This is a genomic window from Haladaptatus sp. DYF46 (assembly GCF_021083305.1).
In the GTDB taxonomy this organism is placed as follows: Archaea; Halobacteriota; Halobacteria; order Halobacteriales; family Haladaptataceae; genus Haladaptatus.
This window is the reverse complement of record NZ_JAJFAY010000013.1, coordinates 1-16,269: the sequence shown is the minus strand read 5'-3', so window position 1 is coordinate 16,269 and position 16,269 is coordinate 1. Positions and strand designations below refer to the sequence as shown.

At 55.5% G+C, this 16,269-nt stretch carries 17 protein-coding genes and 1 pseudogene; 10 read left to right on the top strand and 8 right to left on the bottom strand.

The genetic code is table 11. The annotated features are described in order from the left end of the window. Positions 1-45: 45 nt before the first annotated feature. The 3 genes from LJF34_RS27710 to LJF34_RS27700 all read right to left on the bottom strand — a co-directional run bounded on the left by LJF34_RS27710 (position 46) and on the right by LJF34_RS27700 (position 1,962). Positions 46-573, bottom strand: coding sequence for a hypothetical protein (locus LJF34_RS27710; RefSeq protein ID WP_231189869.1), 528 nt, complete (start codon positions 571-573; stop codon positions 46-48). Positions 574-584: 11 nt separating this feature from the next. Beyond that, on the bottom strand, positions 585-1,169 hold the full coding sequence (locus LJF34_RS27705; RefSeq protein WP_231189867.1) for a BlaI/MecI/CopY family transcriptional regulator: 585 nt from the start codon (positions 1,167-1,169) through the stop codon (positions 585-587). 286 nt (positions 1,170-1,455) lie between these two features. After that, entirely contained in the window at positions 1,456-1,962 is a 507-nt protein-coding gene (locus tag LJF34_RS27700; RefSeq protein ID WP_231189864.1) for a hypothetical protein, read from the bottom strand. Positions 1,963-2,149: 187 nt separating this feature from the next. On the opposite strand from LJF34_RS27700, the gene LJF34_RS27695 reads away from it, so the two are divergent. Genes LJF34_RS27695 through LJF34_RS27665 form a run of 7 tightly spaced genes read left to right on the top strand, consistent with a single transcriptional unit; the run spans position 2,150 to position 7,646 of the window. Continuing rightward, the gene (locus tag LJF34_RS27695; RefSeq protein WP_231189860.1) at positions 2,150-2,773 is read left to right on the top strand and encodes an HAD family hydrolase; all 624 of its coding nucleotides are present in this window, start codon (positions 2,150-2,152) and stop codon (positions 2,771-2,773) included. Further along, positions 2,770-3,672 carry an adenosylcobinamide-phosphate synthase CbiB gene (cbiB, locus tag LJF34_RS27690; RefSeq protein ID WP_231189857.1) on the top strand — a complete coding sequence of 301 codons (903 nt, stop codon included), beginning with the start codon at positions 2,770-2,772 and terminating at the stop codon, positions 3,670-3,672. Before LJF34_RS27695 ends, cbiB begins: the two co-directional genes overlap by 4 nt. After that, the gene (gene cobS, locus LJF34_RS27685; protein WP_231189855.1) at positions 3,663-4,403 is read left to right on the top strand and encodes an adenosylcobinamide-GDP ribazoletransferase; all 741 of its coding nucleotides are present in this window, start codon (positions 3,663-3,665) and stop codon (positions 4,401-4,403) included. The genes cbiB and cobS overlap by 10 nt, the downstream gene beginning before the upstream one ends. After that, positions 4,403-4,948, top strand: coding sequence for an NTP transferase domain-containing protein (locus tag LJF34_RS27680; protein WP_231189972.1), 546 nt, complete (start codon positions 4,403-4,405; stop codon positions 4,946-4,948). Before cobS ends, LJF34_RS27680 begins: the two co-directional genes overlap by 1 nt. Beyond that, positions 4,945-5,946, top strand: coding sequence for a nicotinate mononucleotide-dependent phosphoribosyltransferase CobT (cobT, locus tag LJF34_RS27675; protein WP_231189853.1), 1,002 nt, complete (start codon positions 4,945-4,947; stop codon positions 5,944-5,946). Before LJF34_RS27680 ends, cobT begins: the two co-directional genes overlap by 4 nt. Beyond that, complete coding sequence (locus tag LJF34_RS27670; protein ID WP_231189851.1) at positions 5,912-6,946, top strand: threonine-phosphate decarboxylase; 1,035 nt, start codon at positions 5,912-5,914, stop codon at positions 6,944-6,946. Before cobT ends, LJF34_RS27670 begins: the two co-directional genes overlap by 35 nt. Beyond that, a complete protein-coding gene (locus tag LJF34_RS27665) occupies positions 6,939-7,646 on the top strand; it encodes an adenosylcobinamide amidohydrolase (protein ID WP_231189849.1) in 708 nt (235 codons plus the stop codon). Before LJF34_RS27670 ends, LJF34_RS27665 begins: the two co-directional genes overlap by 8 nt. A 26-nt stretch (positions 7,647-7,672) precedes the next feature. Here the strand turns inward: LJF34_RS27665 and LJF34_RS27660 are convergent, their stop codons facing one another. Continuing rightward, the gene (locus LJF34_RS27660; RefSeq protein WP_231189848.1) at positions 7,673-8,719 is read right to left on the bottom strand and encodes a PGF-CTERM-anchored ABC transporter substrate-binding protein; all 1,047 of its coding nucleotides are present in this window, start codon (positions 8,717-8,719) and stop codon (positions 7,673-7,675) included. Positions 8,720-8,924: 205 nt separating this feature from the next. Between LJF34_RS27660 and LJF34_RS27655 the strand changes: the two genes are divergently transcribed. Genes LJF34_RS27655 through LJF34_RS27645 form a run of 3 tightly spaced genes read left to right on the top strand, consistent with a single transcriptional unit; the run spans position 8,925 to position 12,429 of the window. After that, on the top strand, positions 8,925-10,223 hold the full coding sequence (locus LJF34_RS27655; protein ID WP_231189846.1) for a cobyrinic acid a,c-diamide synthase: 1,299 nt from the start codon (positions 8,925-8,927) through the stop codon (positions 10,221-10,223). A 2-nt stretch (positions 10,224-10,225) separates the two neighbouring features. After that, positions 10,226-10,933 carry a cob(I)yrinic acid a,c-diamide adenosyltransferase gene (locus tag LJF34_RS27650; RefSeq protein ID WP_231189844.1) on the top strand — a complete coding sequence of 236 codons (708 nt, stop codon included), beginning with the start codon at positions 10,226-10,228 and terminating at the stop codon, positions 10,931-10,933. After that, a complete protein-coding gene (locus LJF34_RS27645; RefSeq protein WP_231189842.1) occupies positions 10,933-12,429 on the top strand; it encodes a cobyric acid synthase in 1,497 nt (498 codons plus the stop codon). Before LJF34_RS27650 ends, LJF34_RS27645 begins: the two co-directional genes overlap by 1 nt. A 300-nt stretch (positions 12,430-12,729) precedes the next feature. Here the strand turns inward: LJF34_RS27645 and LJF34_RS27640 are convergent, their stop codons facing one another. The 4 genes and pseudogenes from LJF34_RS27640 to LJF34_RS27625 all read right to left on the bottom strand — a co-directional run. Beyond that, complete coding sequence (locus LJF34_RS27640) at positions 12,730-12,927, bottom strand: hypothetical protein (protein WP_231189840.1); 198 nt, start codon at positions 12,925-12,927, stop codon at positions 12,730-12,732. Between the two features lie 63 nt (positions 12,928-12,990). Then, on the bottom strand, positions 12,991-14,388 hold the full coding sequence (locus LJF34_RS27635) for a DUF3887 domain-containing protein (RefSeq protein ID WP_231189838.1): 1,398 nt from the start codon (positions 14,386-14,388) through the stop codon (positions 12,991-12,993). Between the two features lie 410 nt (positions 14,389-14,798). After that, positions 14,799-15,626: a DUF6159 family protein gene (locus LJF34_RS27630; RefSeq protein ID WP_231189835.1), complete on the bottom strand. Its 828-nt coding sequence runs from the start codon at positions 15,624-15,626 to the stop codon at positions 14,799-14,801. Between the two features lie 315 nt (positions 15,627-15,941). Further along, a pseudogene (locus LJF34_RS27625) lies at positions 15,942-16,269 on the bottom strand (hypothetical protein); the annotation flags it as partial.

Sequence of the window (16,269 nt, the reverse complement as noted above, 5' to 3'; positions counted from 1 at the left end):
ATGCAGACGTTTCTAGTTCTTCGATGCGTTGTGCAAGCTCCTCGATTAGGTGATTTCTTCGATCAAATCGAATCCGTATTTGAATCCTATTTGCCCTTCGAATCCCCGAGCTTCGATTGCTCGCACAACACCTTTGCCAGCGTCGGTGTCGGTCGTGACAACGGTGACAGACGCTACACTGCCGCTATCGAGGAGCTGCATTGCAACGCCAGCAAGTGCTGTATCCGCTTTCTCGATCTGATCCTCGCTTCGATGTGACGCCTGTGCTATGAAGCGTCGGACGGTATCCATCACTGCTGCGACTGCACTATTTGTATAATCGAGTTCGTCAGCGATCGTCACCCACCCGGCATCGATCGCACTGTTGATCGGTGTTTGACCTGGTGTACTTCGATTAGGTGCTCCACCAAGTTCGGCGTATACTCGCTGAGGTATCACAAACGAAATTCCGTTGCGTTGTGCAAACCGCCTGAGTGCGGTGTACTTGTTGTTTTGCTGTCGTCCACAGGCGATGAATAATCCCGAATCTGCAACCCAGGCGTCACTCGCGATATCCGAACCAACGTCACTCATTTTTTCCTCTCCTACGTCTCCGTGTCTGGTGGGTGGTCGCGTGCGTTTTGGATCCGATTAAAGTAGGGGTCGTGTGGTTGCATCTCGAGAATGACTTCCCTGAGTGCATGCAGCACAGCGATCGCGAACGCAACCTGGAGATCAAGCTCTCGAGCAGCAATTCGCTCGGTCATTTCCCCATCAACGTAGGGAACGGCGTACGTGAGTGCAGCAGCAAGCTTGCCGAGTCCATATCGGTCGAGGAGGAGGTCGAGATCCTGATCCTGCGGAGTCCGGCCGACTGCTTCGATGAGGGTGGGTGTGATCGTATATTCTGCCCCATCAATATCTGCAGTCAGCGTAATCGGTGTCGCCGCGTAGGTGTGTGTTTTCTGTGCTTCATCACGGGACAAGACGCCCATCTCTACGAGTGTCGCTGTATCCGAATAGGCGGTCGTTCGGGGTGTCTCTACTCCGTCGACGATTTCGTCGATCGTCACTGCTTCATTTCGCAGGATATAGGTATAGAGACGGGCCAGCCGTGGTTCAGTGAGCAGCTGGGCAACCGAGAGGAAACCATCAATGACGTGTTCGGGATTGCCTTCGGCTTTTGCCATACAATACATAATTCATGTGTTGTGTAATAAGACTTGCGTCGATAGTTGGATCATTCTCGTCTTGCTCCTCGAAGGCTAGATTACACCGTTGTAATAGAGGGGGATCGCGAGAGCGACCCCCTCCATTTCGCAGATACAGACGCAGAAACAGACGCAGAAACAGCCGCACTCCACCGTAGCCAACCGACTAGTACCACTATATTTCACCGGCAAAGCGGTGTGAGTCTCGTGTGGTGGTGTGGTTCGAGCGGGGGTTCTGCGAACCCCCGTGATTACAACGCTATAATTAGTGTCCTCCGTTTCCTCCCGCGTTGGCTTCGTGGGCTCGCATCCACCCGGCGAGGTCAGGATGGGCGAACGTGATCTCAATGTGGTGACCACCGACACCCATGGCATCGTCCACACACAGCGTTCGAGATTCCTTGTAGGTCACACCGGGCACCCGTTCGGCCATTTCTTCCATCACCCGATAGCCGTCGTTTGTGCACGCACAGCCATAGTGCGTTGCGACTTCTCGATAGCCGAGTCGTGCAACCATCACGTCGTTCGTCTTGGCGACGTTCTTCGCATGCTCGAGGACGTCGAGATACTTGTATTCGACTTGCTGACTCTCGGCTCGCTTTTCGCGGAAGTTGACGAGCTCGGTGTTCTGTTCCGAGCGCTGTACTGTCTCGAAGAGTTGACGGCCTGCATTCGAGACTTCTGAAACGAGATTCGATAAATCGTCGTCAACACTCTCTTCGGTCTCGTAATCCGGCACGAGGTTGACTATACGCGAGACCGATGCTCGCACCCGACAGCACGATTCATCGTTCCTAATTCGTCGAAAAGCAGTTAGAAGACTTCGACCCCGGTGAAATATTAGAAGCGGTGCGGGACGTCTTTTATCGGTAACATAGGCGTGGGAGATGATCGATCGAGATCGTTCAAAGAAGGGAGTTCCTCCGTATTCAAATAGATGGTCCACATATCATTCGGTCGTGGCAGTTTCGTTCGATCTCTTCGGGACGCTCGTCGAAGTCACACCGCCAGATGACCCTGCACAAGCCGTTGCGGTTGCACTCTCCGAGCGGGGTGTTTCTATTCCGCCGGACTGGACGCACGTCTATACGACTCCCCATCTTGATGTCCCTCCCGGTGAAGAACTCTCGCTCGTCGACCACGTAACAGTGGGATTGGAGAGTCGTGGGAGAGATGTCTCACGCTCGGTCGTTCGAACGTCACTTCTCGATGCGTTCGAAACCCCGATTCGCACACGAGCAGGGGCTAAAGCCGCCGTTGCCTCTGCCAATGGATGTGGACCGATTGGAATCCTCTCGAACTGTAGTGTTCCGGGACTCGTCCAACATACCCTTTCTCAGTCCGATCTTGTCCCGGACGTTTTCGATGCGGTCGTCAGTAGCGTCGAGTGTGGATGGCGGAAACCCAATATACATGCGTTCCGCGAAATCTCTGCACGGCTCGACGTCCCACTTTCAGAACTCACCCACATCGGTGACGATCTAGAAACAGATGGTGGGGCAACCAACGCGGGAGCCACCGCGATTCTACTCGATGACGTCACACTGAGCGACATTTCGAGGGAAATGGAGTGCCCCGAATGACTCTCTATGGCGTCCTCGCGGTCACGATCGCACTCTTGCTAGATTGGTTCTTCATGGAACCACCGACGCGGGTACATCCTGTCGTCTGGTTCGGCAAGGTGGTTGCCGCAACCGACCGCGAGTGGTCGGCTCCTCGACAAACGGGTCTACTGATTGCGTTTGGATTGCCCGCAATAACTGCCATTGGTGTCGGTGTCCTCGTTCAGATAGCCCTCGCGGTGCATCCCTTCGTTGCGACTGTTCTCGCTGGTATCGCACTGTTTACGACGACGAGCCTGCGGATGTTACTCGAAACCGCGACCGACGTGACGGAATTGACCGAGACAAATATCGAGACTGCCAGGAAGGAGGCACGAGCGCTTGCAGGGCGCGACGCGTCATCACTCTCACCGGGAGAAGTTCGAAGCGCAGTTGCCGAAAGCCTCTCTGAGAATTTGGCCGATGGCCTCGTGGCGTCCCTGTTCGCCTTTGCCATCTGTGCTCCCATTTCACTTCCGCTGGCCGCCGCTGCGGCGACGTGGGTGAAGGCAGTCAACACGCTTGACTCCATGTTGGGCTATCGGTCGAAACCTGTCGGCTGGGCGAGCGCGCGACTCGACGATGCGGTGATGTGGATTCCAGCACGACTCAGCGCAATATTCATCGCAGTCGCCAGTCGGGGAACTGGTTCTCTTTCAGATGCTAGTTCGTGGGCTCATGAACCCCCGTCCCCAAACTCCGGGTGGCCAATGGCGACCCTTGCCGCAACACTCGACACTCGTTTCGAAAAGGCAGGCGTTTATACGCTCAATCCCTGTTCACAGCTCCCAACCGCTGCTGATGTGAGACAAGGCGTGAGTGTTGTTGGGCGAGCGAGCCTCCTCGCGTACGTCATCGCAGGGGTGATCGCGTGGCTTTAACCGCGGTTCGTGGCGCGCTCGGGTTCTTGAGCCGGCTTCCGGTAGGACACGATGAGGATGCGTGGGACGCGTTCCGGCGCAGTTCGGTCGCGTTTCCTTTGGCGGGATATGTCATCGGTATGTTCCTTGCCATTCCGCTCCTGCTCCCGCTTCCCGCATCCGTCGATGCTACGTTGTTCCTCGCGACTGTGTATGGGGTCACGGGCATCAATCACGTCGACGGACTGGCTGACCTCGGCGACGCAGCCGCAGTACACGGGGCGGAGAAACGCCGTACTGTGATGAAAGATATGGACGTCGGCGTCGGTGCTCTTCTCGCCGTTTCCCTCCTCGTTGTTGGACTTGCGCTCGCCGCGGTCGGATTAGTCGCACTTCCGCTCGAAGCCATCATCGCCATCGTGGTCACCGCGGAGGTGAGTGCGAAACTCGGAATGGCTGGATTGGCGGCGTTCGGTTCGCCCGCACACGAGGGATTGGGATCACAACTCGTCGACCAAACACCCCGAGGCTTCGTCGTCGCGGTCATTGTCTCGCTCCCGACACTAGCTTTTTCGTGGCCGCCACTGGTGGGTATCGTAATGATGAGCGCCAGTCTGCTTACTACCGCCATCATTGGTTGGTGGGCACGATCGTGGCTCGGTGGTGTCAGCGGCGACGTATTCGGGGCGACAAACGAACTTTCCCGACTCGTTGCGCTTCACGTGGGGGTGGTCATGTGGACGCTCTTTTGATGTGCGGTGGCAAAGGAACGCGTCTCGACGCATCCGTCGAGAAGCCGATGTTCGAAATCGACGGCGTGCCGATGGCAGACCGCGTCTGTACTGCTGTCGCTGAGAGCCGAATCGATGATATTCATGCAGTCGTCTCTCCGCACACGCCGGAAACGCGGCGTCATCTTGACTCTCGCTCGCTGTCCATCATCGATGCGCCTGGAGATGGATACGTCGAAGACCTCTCGTACGCACTCGAACGCGTCGAACTACCTATTTTCACCGTTGTGTCAGACCTCCCGCTCCTCTCCGGAGAGTGTCTCGACCGTGTCCTTTCCGTACACGACCGCGATTCGCTCACGGTCTGTGCACCCGTCGCCCTCAAGCAGCAGTTGGGAGTGGGAACCGACACGACGTTCGAGCACGATGGACGGGAACTTGCTCCGACCGGACTCAACATCGTAGGCAACGGAGATGCCGAAACCACGTATATTACTTACGATGCACGTCTCGCTGTCAACGTGAACCGACAGATCGACGCGGCCGTGGCGGAGGCATTCATATGAGGCTCGTCCTCGCTGCGGGAACGACACACACTGCCGAAATCGACGGGATTAGTGCCGCCGGTGCAGCCCCGGATCTGATGGCACATACGCCGAGTGCAGACGTCGAAATCGTTGAATACGGACGGCCGGTTCGGGCGCCGATCGTGCCGGTCAGTCCAAGCGGCTGTCCGACACCTGCGGTCATAACGCGTGCCGTTCGGGAACGACTCGGGTTCGAGCTAACCGTTATCGATGCCGGGTTGATACGCCCGACGAGTACCCCGACGGTTTCGGTTGGTGCACAAGGAGGCGAAGACATTCGAGAGACGGAGCCGGTTCCACGTGCACAGGAAATCTATGAGGAAGCACGACGATTTGGCGCGGCGCTCCCCGACGATTCAGTCATGATCGGCGAGACGATTCCTGGCGGGACAACCACTGCTTTGGGAGTTCTCACGGCATTAGACGAAGATATCCCTGTTTCGTCCTCGCTTCCGGACAACCCACTTCGCCTCAAACAAAACGTCGTCTCGGAGGCACTGTCTCAAAGCGACTTGGGTCGGGGAGACGCAGCCGGTGACCCTGTCTTCGCGGTGAATAGCATGGGTGACCCCGTCCTCGCTACAGTGGCGGGATTCACCATCGGTGCCCTCGGATCTGGAATCGACGTAACCCTTGCTGGTGGAACACAGATGCTTGCGGCAGCGGCGCTCGTTCGCCACGCAGGAATCGACGACCCGCTCGGACTGGCCACGACGTCGTTTGTCGCCAACGACGAGACGGTCGCACTCGCCCGAGCGTGTGAAAGGCTCGGTATCGACCTCGAAGTCACTGACCCCGGATTCGACGAGGACGACCACGTCTCGATGCAGCGATACGTCGATGGGGAAGGCAAAGAGGGTGTTGGAATGGGTGGTGCGCTCGCGCTTGCCCACCGAGCGGGTGTCGATATGGATTCCGTCCGGGACAGCGTTATCGAAGTGTATGAACGACTCGATGGTGATGCCGATGGACCCTGACGCCGTCGACACCGTCGAACGTGTTCCCCACGGGAGTTCCGATGACCCAGACATACTCGATTTCAGTGCCAATATCAATCCGCGAATTCCCACCGGAGTGGAAGCCGTGTATCGTGACGCCCTTGAGTTGTCCGGAACGTACCCACCGGACGACTACCCCGAGTATCGTGCGGAAGCATCCAACTACGTCGACTGTACACCAGAGGAAGTAGTTCCGACACCGGGTGGCCTCGCCGCCATTCGACTGACCATCGAGACGACGGTTTCGGCGGACGACTCGGTACTCGTTCCGTTCCCTAGTTTCGGCGAGTACCACCGTGAGGTGTGTCTCCAAGGTGCGACACCCGAGTTCGTTCCTCACGACCGCATTCTCGAAACGGACCCGACCGACCACGCACTCGTCGTCGTCTGTAACCCGAACAACCCAACCGGCGATCTCTACGATGCTGACGCACTCCGTCGCTATGCGGGACAGTGTCGGGATGCCGGAACCACACTGCTCGTCGACGAGGCGTTTCTCGGATTTACCGAACAGGAGTCGATAGCAGGTCAGGTAGGTGTTGTCGTCGCTCGCTCCCTGACGAAACTATTCGGCTTGCCGGGATTGCGTGCCGGATTCGCGGTCACGACAGGCCCTGCAAGGAATCGACTCGAAATCGCCCGTCGAGCGTGGACGCTCGGAACTCCTGCCGCGGCCGTCGGAACGTACAGTATGAGGTGTACCGAGTTCATCACCGAAACCCGCGACCGCGTCCAAAACGAATACAGCAGAATGTGCGATACGCTCGCCGGTTCGTTCAATGTCCATCCCTCAGACGCCCCGTTTCTGTTGTTGGACGTCGGTGAGCGTGATCCCAACAAAATCGTTCGGACCGCCCGTAAGCGGGGTGTCGCCGTCCGCGATGCAACGACGTTCCGCGGTCTCGATTCACATATTCGAGTGGCAGTACGCTTACCGGACGAAAACGACCAACTGTTGGACGTACTCGACGATGTTTGAGACGACTGTTCGGAACGACGTGCTTCGACTAGCTCGCCCCGAAACTAGATGGCTCAGTAGCGGTTGGGACGGGGGATTCACCGATGCGAACGCCGCCTACAATATCTCGGTTCCGGAGGGATTCGAGCGGACGGACTTGGATGCCTACATCGACGAACGCCGGACAGAGGTGGGGTTCGACCGTTCCGGTCCGGCACTCCTCACTGGAGTCGACCTCCGACACGCTTACGGGGCACGATGCGGGTCGGTCGAAGCTGTCGTCACTGCCGGTATCTCGAATCCTGCAGCGCTTCCTATCAACTCGAACACCGGAACGAAGACCCTCGCTGATGCCGTGGATGAAGACTCGGACGTTGGAACCGTGAACGTCATTTTGGGAACGTCCCACGCCCTCGACGATGGGAGTCTCGCGACGCTGTTGTCCGTTGTCGTCGAAGCGAAAACAGCAACGTTACTCGCCGATACGGGGTTTCCTGGTACGACGACGGACGCGGTTATCGCTGCGTGTGACCCGAACGGAGAGGGGGAGACCTTTGCCGGAAGCGGGACGCCTGTCGGCGCAGCAGCGAGAGTGTGCGTCCGCGACGCTGTCCAAGCGAGCCTGCGCTCGCGCTATGCGACACGAACGATTCCGTCGTCAGTCGAGGAGGCAGAATATGGCGTTACAACCGCAGTGCAATCCGAAACGTTTCGCCTTTAAAATCGACTATCCGTACCGGTCTTCTCTCACTTCCACCGGCGGACGAAAAGTAGCGTACCGATCATCGCGATGCCAGCGCTGGTCACACCGAATCCCGGTTGTCCGTTCGATTCTGTCGTCGTTGTTTTTTCGCTGTTGGCAGAAGCGTTTGTCGTCTCTGTGGTGGTCTCGGACGTAGTAGTCGTAGTGTTCGTGTTGGTCGCGTTCGCTGCTGCATATGCATCCGGATGGAACTGTTTCGTGAGATTCGTAATAGCATAGACTACTCGCGGTGCGGGTTGGTTCATGTACTCGATGGGAACCACGACCGTCCGGTTTTTCCGCACGGCGGTGAGGTTCCGGTATCCAGTTTCGTCCGGGACGGCCGGGTCTTGTTCGTTGAGGACGATCCAATCGGGGTCCTGCTTTACAACGACTTCCTTGCTGATCTGTTTGTACCCCGAGATGCCGACCTTTGCGGCGACATTATTGCCACCAGCAGTTTGGACGATTTCGTCGATGAACGTCCCTTTGCCGGAAGTGTATCCGTAAAAGAGATAGAAGACGTCCGGCCGCTGCTCTCCTTCGACTGCCTTCCGAACGGTACCGAGACGGTCTTTCATCCACGAAACGGTATTCTCCGCGCCTCCACATTCGTCGACGAGGGTGCCGGTGACGGTGGTATCGCGGTAAACGTCCTCGATAGAGGTTGCACTTCGATATGAGTACACCGTCAGTCCCGCCTCACGGAGTTTTTTTACAGTCTCCTTCGAGACGGTGTTCGGTGCGAGAACGAGATCCGGTTCGAGCGAGACCACTTTTTCCACGTTGACGAACGACTCTCCGGTACCGGACACGTTCGCTTTTTTCTCCGCTCCTTTCAGGTAGTTCGCATACTGAGTTACGCCAACAATCTTGTCCTTTGCCCCGATTTCCCACATTATCTGTGCGGCGCTCGGTGAGAGCGTGACGACTCGTTGTGGCTCTTCGGTGAGCGATACCTTCGTCCCGGTCGCATCTGTCTTGCTTACAGGAAATGAACAGCTCGATTGCTGGGTCCCTGCCGCTGTCGCTGCAGGAGGGACGCCAATCATTGCTACGAACAAAAGACCGATCAGTAGTAGCTTCTGTCGCATGTAACCGCTCTTCGAACGTATTCAATAAATATTTACCTAACACAACCTCACTTTCATACCCTGGGCTTTCTCCAGCCTCATCCGGGAAGACCTCCCTGATTTACCGACCGACAGTCCAACGTTGGAACTTGCAGCACAAATCACCAGAGATCATGGCTCGAAAATGAATGGATTCGTCATCGCCGGGACAGCATCTGGCGTCGGGAAAACCGTCGCAACACTCGCGATTATTCGCGCTCTCGAAGCAACGGGTCAGACAGTTCAACCCGCAAAAGCAGGCCCGGACTTCATCGACCCGAGTCATCACGCCGCCATCGCGGGACGACCCTCTCGCACACTCGATACGTGGCTCGAAGGGGAAGACGGGATACGACGAAATTACTACCGCGGAAACGGCGACGTTTGCGTCGTCGAAGGCGTGATGGGGCTCTACGATGGAGACCAATCGAGCACTGCACGAGTCGCGGATGTCCTTGACCTTCCGGTCGTGCTCATCGTTGATGCCAGCGCCGGAATGGAGAGTGTCGCCGCGACTGCACTCGGGTTTCGAGAGTACGCCAAACGAGCGGGTCGGGATATTGGCGTCGCTGGCATCATCGCTCAACGTGCCCACGGCGGGCGTCACGAGCGGGGAATCCGCGATGCACTCCCGGATGAGTTGAGATATTTCGGTCGAATTCCACCGATATCCGGCCTCGAAATCCCCGACCGTCACCTCGGACTGCAGATGGGTGACGAATGCCCCGTGGAAACGGGCGCGCTCGATGAGGCCGCTGCACACGTTCGTGCGAATCGACTGTTGGATATCGCTCGTGAGCCACCTCGCCTACCGGCGCAGGAACCGAATCCCGCTCGAAATCGCCGTGTTGCAGTCGCTCAGGATGCAGCATTTGGCTTCGTCTATCCTGCTGTCATGGAACGACTTCGATCTCGGACCGAGGTTGTGACGTTCGCGCCGACGGAGGGTGACGACCTTCCCGACTGCGACGGCGTCTATCTCCCCGGTGGCTATCCGGAACTCTATGCAGAACGACTCGCCGACAGCCCGTCGCTTTCGACGCTTTCGGACCGAGCGAGTGACGGACTGCCAATTTTCGGTGAGTGTGGCGGTCTAATGGTATTGGTTGAATCACTCACCACGATGAACAAGCAGACATATTCAATGGCGGGAGTACTCCCTGCCGACGTACGAATGCACGAACGATACCAAGCACTTGATCACGTCGAACTCCGTGCCCGCTCGAAGCCGTTCGGTATCGATAGCGGAACGACAATTCGGGGACACGAATTTCATTACTCGAGCGCGGATGTCGCGTCCGATGCCACCTTCGCCTTCGACGTGAGACGAGGAACCGGCATCGACGGAGAGTATGACGGATTGGCGGAGTTCGAGACGGTCGGCACGTACTGTCACGCTCACGCCGCGAGTGGCGCGTTCGACGCCTTTATCGATTCATTGTAACAATGTCAGAAAACGATTCCAATTCCACCGAGACGGACCGTAACGAACAGCTGAAACAAACGCCCGGCAAGGGCCGGACACCGACGTCCCGACCAATCGAACCTGATGCTCCCGACGAGTTTGGCCTCGTTCAACTCTGGTGGGGCGATGGGAAGGGAAAGACCACCGCTTCGTTGGGGATGGGCTTTCGCGCCGCGGGCCACGGCTATCGCGTTCACATGCTCCAGTTCATGAAGGGTGGCGCGTCAAGCGTCGAAGACGTCCGTGGGGAGTACAACGCCATCGAGCACTTTCCCGGATTCACGTACGAAAACACGGGGAACTACGGGTGGCATGGATTCCTCGACGGCTCGAACGACGACGAGCACGTCGCCAAAGCCAAGGCCGGATTTGCCCGAGCTGAAGAACTCGTCCACGCCGCGGGCGAAGTGTCGCTCGATGAATGGCTTCCATTCGACGGGCCTCCCGAGAACGGAGTACACATGCTGATTTTGGACGAAATTCTCTATGCGGTGAACCGTGAGCTGATCGACCCAGAATCGCTCATCAAGCTCATCAAATCCAAGCCCGATAATCTGGAGTTGGTTCTTACAGGCGGACACCGGAAACCAGAGTATCTCTACGATTATGCGAACCTGGTCACTAACGTCCGAAAGGAAAAACATCCCATCGACGATGGACAACGCGCCCGTAAAGGAACCGAGTACTGATGACAGAGACGGTGCTCGTCGCGGGAACCGAAAGCCATGTCGGAAAGAGCACCGTTGCTGCGGGACTGTGTCGACTCCTTGCCCGACGTGGCGTGTCGGTCGCACCGTTCAAAGCGCAAAACATGAGCAACAACGCTCGGGTAGCCGTTGCTCCTAATGGTGGGTATGGCGAAATCGGCGTTTCACAGTATGTTCAGGCACGAGCTGCTCGAATCCCGGCGACGACGGATATGAATCCTGTTCTGCTCAAACCACGTGGGGATGGCGAAAGCCAACTCATACTTCAAGGGAAAGCCGTCGAGAACGTTGCTGCTGGAGCGTACTACGAGTCACAGTGGGAGCGGGCCAAACGTGCTGCTATCGAATCCTACGAACGATTAGCAGCGAATCACGATGTTATCGTTGCCGAAGGAGCCGGGAGCATCGCTGAAATCAATCTTCACCATCGAGATCTCTCGAATGTGGAGACCGCACGATTTGCGAACGCGTCGATCCTCCTGCTCGTCAATATCGAACGTGGTGGAGCGTTCGCCAGTCTGTACGGAACGTTGGAACTCATGCCCGATGATGTTCGTGACCGCGTTCGGGGGGCGGTCATCACGAAGTTTCGTGGAGACGAGTCGCTGTTGGTCCCCGGTATCGAAGCGATCGAAGATCGAACGGGCGTCCCGATTCTCGGCGTGTTGCCGTACGACGATCCCGGTCTTCCGGAGGAAGACAGCGTTTCACTGCCACAGCAAGATAAGCCGGTGATTTTCGGTGACGATGACGATGTTCCAGACTCTCGTGCCGTCACGATTGGTGTTCCACGGTTACCACGCATCTCGAATTTCACCGATCTCGAACCGCTAGCGAATGAGCCTGGTGTCCGTGTTGCATATCTTCCACCTCAATCTGGTCTCGACCGCGTCGATGCGGTTGTGCTTCCCGGGTCGAAGAACACCGTCGATGATTTGCTCACTCTACGGAACGCGGGATTCGATGAGCAGTTAGCGGCCTTTTCTGGTCCTGTCGTCGGTCTCTGTGGTGGGTATCAGATGCTTGGCAAACGAATCACAAATGCGTCACTCGAAAGCACCGACGATCACGATGTCGTGAGTGGTTTCGATCTGCTTCCTGTCGAAACGCGCTTTACCACTGAGAAACACGTTGAGCGAGTAACTCGAACGCTAGACCCAGTTGGGTTGCTGTCCGAAGCAGATGGGACGGTCCATGGATACGAAATCCACAGGGGCCAAACCACTGCAACGCAACCAGTTGAGAGGCCGATTGGTGAAGGGAGCGCCGCGTTGAATTCCGTCCTCGGCACGTACCTCCACGGTCTTTTTGAAAACGAGAACGCTCGAACCACGTTCGTGAAGGCAGTGTTCCAATCTGCGGGAAAACCGTACCTTGACGAAAGGGATTCGTTTCAGTCTCCCTACGATGCTGCTGCTGATCTTCTCAGGATGAGCGTCCCTCATTTGTTTCAGAAATTTGTCGATATCGGCCGGTAATTGAGTTTTCCATGTTCGGTTGGTCGACCTGATAACCACTGGTAGAGTAGTCGATTATACCGTTGTAATAGAGGGGGATCGCGAATGTGTCCCCTCCATTTCGCAGAAATAGACGCAGAAATAGACGCACTCCACCGTACCCAACCGACTACTACCACCATGTTTCATCGGCAAAGCGGTGTGAATCTCGTGTGGTGGTGTGGTTCGAGAGGGGGTTCTGCGACCCCCCGTGATTACAACGCTCTAATCAGCGCCCTCCGTTTCCTCCCGCGTTCGCTTCGTGTGCTCGCATCCACCCGGCTAAGCGGGGTGGGCGAACGTGATTTCAATGTGGTGACCACCGACGCCCATTGCATCGTCCACACACAGCGTCCGTGACTCTTTGTAGGTCACGCCGGGGACTCGTTCGGCCATTTCTTCCATCACCCGATAGCCGTCGTTCTTGTATGCACAGCCGTAGTGGGTCGCGACCTCTCGGTAGCCCAGTCGAGCAACCATCACGTCGTTTGTCTTGGCAACGTTTTTGGCATGTTTGAGGACGTTGAGGTACTTGCCTCCGACTTACTGTTTCGTCGAGATGGTCTTCTTCACAAACGATGCAATATCTAAAATCGTCTTTTCGGCGAAATGATTCTGCTTTGTATATTCTTCGAGACTTGGTTTGCCTGTACCGGGCATGAACAGATGATTGAGCTTTGGGTATCGCTCGAAGCTCACATTCGACTTACCGCTCAATGTCTCATGCCACTGCTTGTAATCCCCCTCAATAGTGACCTGGTAGTCACGCTCTCCCTGGAGAAGTAACTGTGGAATGGGAAGACACCTTGCAGCCTTGAGAGGGTTGTATTCTTGCAAACTACCCCAGTACTCATCGCCACCAAGGTAGACTACTTGATCATCGGGAAAGTCGAGTGAACGAATCTGTTCCGTGATTTGATGAACCTGTTTAAGCTGTTGTTTTTCGGCGTCTGTCACCACTCCGTCTCGGGTGGCTAAGTATTGGTTCTGGTCATCAATCGCGTCGGCTGCCGAGCGAACTAACGGTGCTAGCATGCCTATCCCAGCAAGATTGCTGTCTCGAGTCGCAATACGTGGCGCTAACGTTGCCCCAATGCTATGTCCTACCACGAAGACGCTATTATTTGCTACCGTTGGTGATTCGCGAAGCATCTTGATTGCTGCCAGCGCGTCATTGGTTACCGCTTCATCGATAGTGATTTCTGCAAGATTCGGGTTGCAAACTTGTGTTCGCTTATCGTACCGTAATACAGCGATTCCATGGGATGCAAGCCCCCACGCGAGATCCTTATACGGTTTATTTGGTCCGATCGTGCCATCACGGTCGCTTGGTCCTTGGCCGTGGACGAGGACAATTCCAGGGGCTTGGTTGGTGTTGTTTGGGAGCGTTAGTGTTCCACCAAGTGTACAAGCATCAGTTGCGTGAATGGTAAGATTCTGCTCAGTAAAGGTGGAGATATCCACATACGATGGCGCTGACCATTTCGAATTCAATTGGCGGATTTGGAAGCCAATGATTGTCTTGTCATTAAACGCTGTAATGATCTTCCTCTTACCATGTTCGAACGTGATCTGTCCGGTTACTATGCCGGTCCCCTCTTGATTACGAACTTTTAATTTTGATAATGACTGAAATTCTCCGTCCTGATCTTCTAAACCGTTCCAAACTTGTTCCAGTTGTTCTGGACTGACCTGCTTCGCTAAATCGGCTCCAAATTGCTCGTGGGCTTTTTCATATGACCCTTCATTGATGAGGCGAATAAGCGACCGAACCTGGCGTTTTAGGGCCTTGGATTTTGTTGTCTTTAGTGTCGTCTTCGTCTCTATGTCAGCGGATGCGATCTCAAGAGACTCAGTCTTACTGGATAAACACCCTGTCAATAGACTAGCTACGCTGGACCCGCCAAGAGTGAGGAGTGTCCGCCGGTCAAAGTCAGCCATTAGCTGCTCACCATTCTGGAAGCCTCGCTAAGGAGTGAATGTCCGCGGGATTGACTGACCAACTGCATCTGCTGGTCGCTATCCTTCGCTAATTTGCTGACATCGAGTGTTGGAGGGATCTTTTCCATCATCGGTTGCAAAGAATGTAGTCATCTTGAGCATTTGGCGAATGTTTCTTCTATCCTCAATCTGACAATTGGACAACCGAGAAAGTAGAAGGGACTGCGAAAGTGGGTTATCCAGTAGCGAGAAGCACATAGATCACCATCCGGACTGTTGTTATTCTCCGATAGACCGAGAAAGCGGTGCACCAAGCAAATCAAATATCTTGAAAATTCGTTCCGAGGAGGTTCACCTGTCGTGAGTGGATACCGCGGGATGCTTATCTACGGAAGTGTCGCTGTGACCGCTCACTTAGACGGGAAGACATGATTTGGTTCTCGCCCGACAAACGGACCAACTTGCTCTCCTGTCGTCGCATACCGGTACAGAGCGGTTCGAACGATCATGCCGACAACTTGTGTCGCAACTATTGAGGCGACAATGAGTACGAATCCGAGACTACCAACGACGTACGCCACCGTCCCACTTGCGAGGAAATACGCCCATCCTATACCGATAATCCCGAGAACTGCGATTGGGAAAAACACGAATGAAACGCCGAGGGATGCACTAACACTCTCGCCCCAGGTTTCGCGGAACGCCGACCCGCTTTGTTCTAGGATCGGACGAAGACCGTCCGTGTCTTCAAGGACGATAACTGGGACAACAAAGTACGTCAAGAGTGCCCAGGCAATGTCAAAGAGGAACCGTGCAAGGCTTCCAAGTGGTCCAAGTTTATCGTCAATGATGTAGAGGACAGTTCCAAGCGTAGCAGCCGTCACTGACCACAATGCGATTTTCCATCGGACTTGCCATGCGGCAGCGAGTCCTTCGCGAACCGATGGATCTTCGCCGTCGAAGTACCGGGAGACACAGTGAACAACTGCGGCGTTAAAGAACACGCCGACACTTGACGAGACAGCCATTACGATGAATATGGCTGCATATTGAGTGAGATCATTTGTGATGAGTGTATCCAGGCTGTGATACTGGAGTACTACACCAAGTACGACAGCCAAGGCGCTCCCAATTGAAAGGAGGCTCAGGAGCGGGAGGAGGGCAAGGCGGGGGTTGTCGCGGAAGACGTCGACACTATCGTCAACGATTGAGAGTCCGCGCTGGAAGCGTCCAACCATACTCTAACTATAGGCCTCCGTGAATATAAATATTCTCAACACTATCGTCTCAGAATTGATCAATCAGGATGAGAAATTGCGATCTCTCATTCTAGTAGTTCGCCTCGGACAAACGAGTGTGTTTGAGTATTCAGCGAGCACGTACTGCCTAGACAACCATTCTACCCCTGACGCAGCTGGCTTCACTCATGCTTACACCTGCCACGGACCAATACGTATCGTTAGGAGTCTCTAAGCAGTTGTTTGTACGGACGATGCTGGACGAACAGAAGTACGAAGCATACAAAGTGGTAGACCGCTACGCAGATCAAGGGTTTACCTGGTCGATTCCGATTCTTGCTCTCGATTGGAATCTGTACCAGCGTTGTGTGGACTCGTATTGTTCTGGTTTCTTCGGCTGTCAGTCGCTTGTGAATCAGCGACTTTTTCGACAGTTGTTGACCAAGTGTAATTCTGATCGAGATCTGAGGTCTCTCGATCAAGTTCGAGCGTGAGTGGCCGGGCAATCTGTTGGATCATACCGGTGGTCCACTCCTGAATGCGAGTTAGCCCATTTGGATCTGGAGACGTAGCAAGTCGGAACTCGCTGCCATTCTGTGTAATCGTGTCTCTATCCAGCAGTTGGTTGATGGCCGCATCGAGA

Excerpts from the sequence above, each read along its gene's own strand:
- LJF34_RS27635 (WP_231189838.1), bottom strand. The coding sequence starts at position 14,388 with ATGGCTGACTTTGACCGGCGGACACTCCTCACTCTTGGCGGGTCCAGC.
- LJF34_RS27680 (WP_231189972.1), top strand. The coding sequence starts at position 4,403 with ATGTGCGGTGGCAAAGGAACGCGTCTCGACGCATCCGTCGAGAAGCCG.
- LJF34_RS27630 (WP_231189835.1), bottom strand. The coding sequence starts at position 15,626 with ATGGTTGGACGCTTCCAGCGCGGACTCTCAATCGTTGACGATAGTGTC.
- LJF34_RS27640 (WP_231189840.1), bottom strand. The coding sequence starts at position 12,927 with ATGGTTGCTCGACTGGGCTACCGAGAGGTCGCGACCCACTACGGCTGT.
- LJF34_RS27705 (WP_231189867.1), bottom strand. The coding sequence starts at position 1,169 with ATGGCAAAAGCCGAAGGCAATCCCGAACACGTCATTGATGGTTTCCTC.
- LJF34_RS27670 (WP_231189851.1), top strand. The coding sequence starts at position 5,912 with ATGAACGACTCGATGGTGATGCCGATGGACCCTGACGCCGTCGACACC.
- LJF34_RS27665 (WP_231189849.1), top strand. The coding sequence starts at position 6,939 with ATGTTTGAGACGACTGTTCGGAACGACGTGCTTCGACTAGCTCGCCCC.
- LJF34_RS27645 (WP_231189842.1), top strand. The coding sequence starts at position 10,933 with ATGACAGAGACGGTGCTCGTCGCGGGAACCGAAAGCCATGTCGGAAAG.
- cbiB (WP_231189857.1), top strand. The coding sequence starts at position 2,770 with ATGACTCTCTATGGCGTCCTCGCGGTCACGATCGCACTCTTGCTAGAT.
- LJF34_RS27655 (WP_231189846.1), top strand. The coding sequence starts at position 8,925 with ATGAATGGATTCGTCATCGCCGGGACAGCATCTGGCGTCGGGAAAACC.
- cobT (WP_231189853.1), top strand. The coding sequence starts at position 4,945 with ATGAGGCTCGTCCTCGCTGCGGGAACGACACACACTGCCGAAATCGAC.
- LJF34_RS27710 (WP_231189869.1), bottom strand. The coding sequence starts at position 573 with ATGAGTGACGTTGGTTCGGATATCGCGAGTGACGCCTGGGTTGCAGAT.
- LJF34_RS27660 (WP_231189848.1), bottom strand. The coding sequence starts at position 8,719 with ATGATTGGCGTCCCTCCTGCAGCGACAGCGGCAGGGACCCAGCAATCG.
- LJF34_RS27650 (WP_231189844.1), top strand. The coding sequence starts at position 10,226 with ATGTCAGAAAACGATTCCAATTCCACCGAGACGGACCGTAACGAACAG.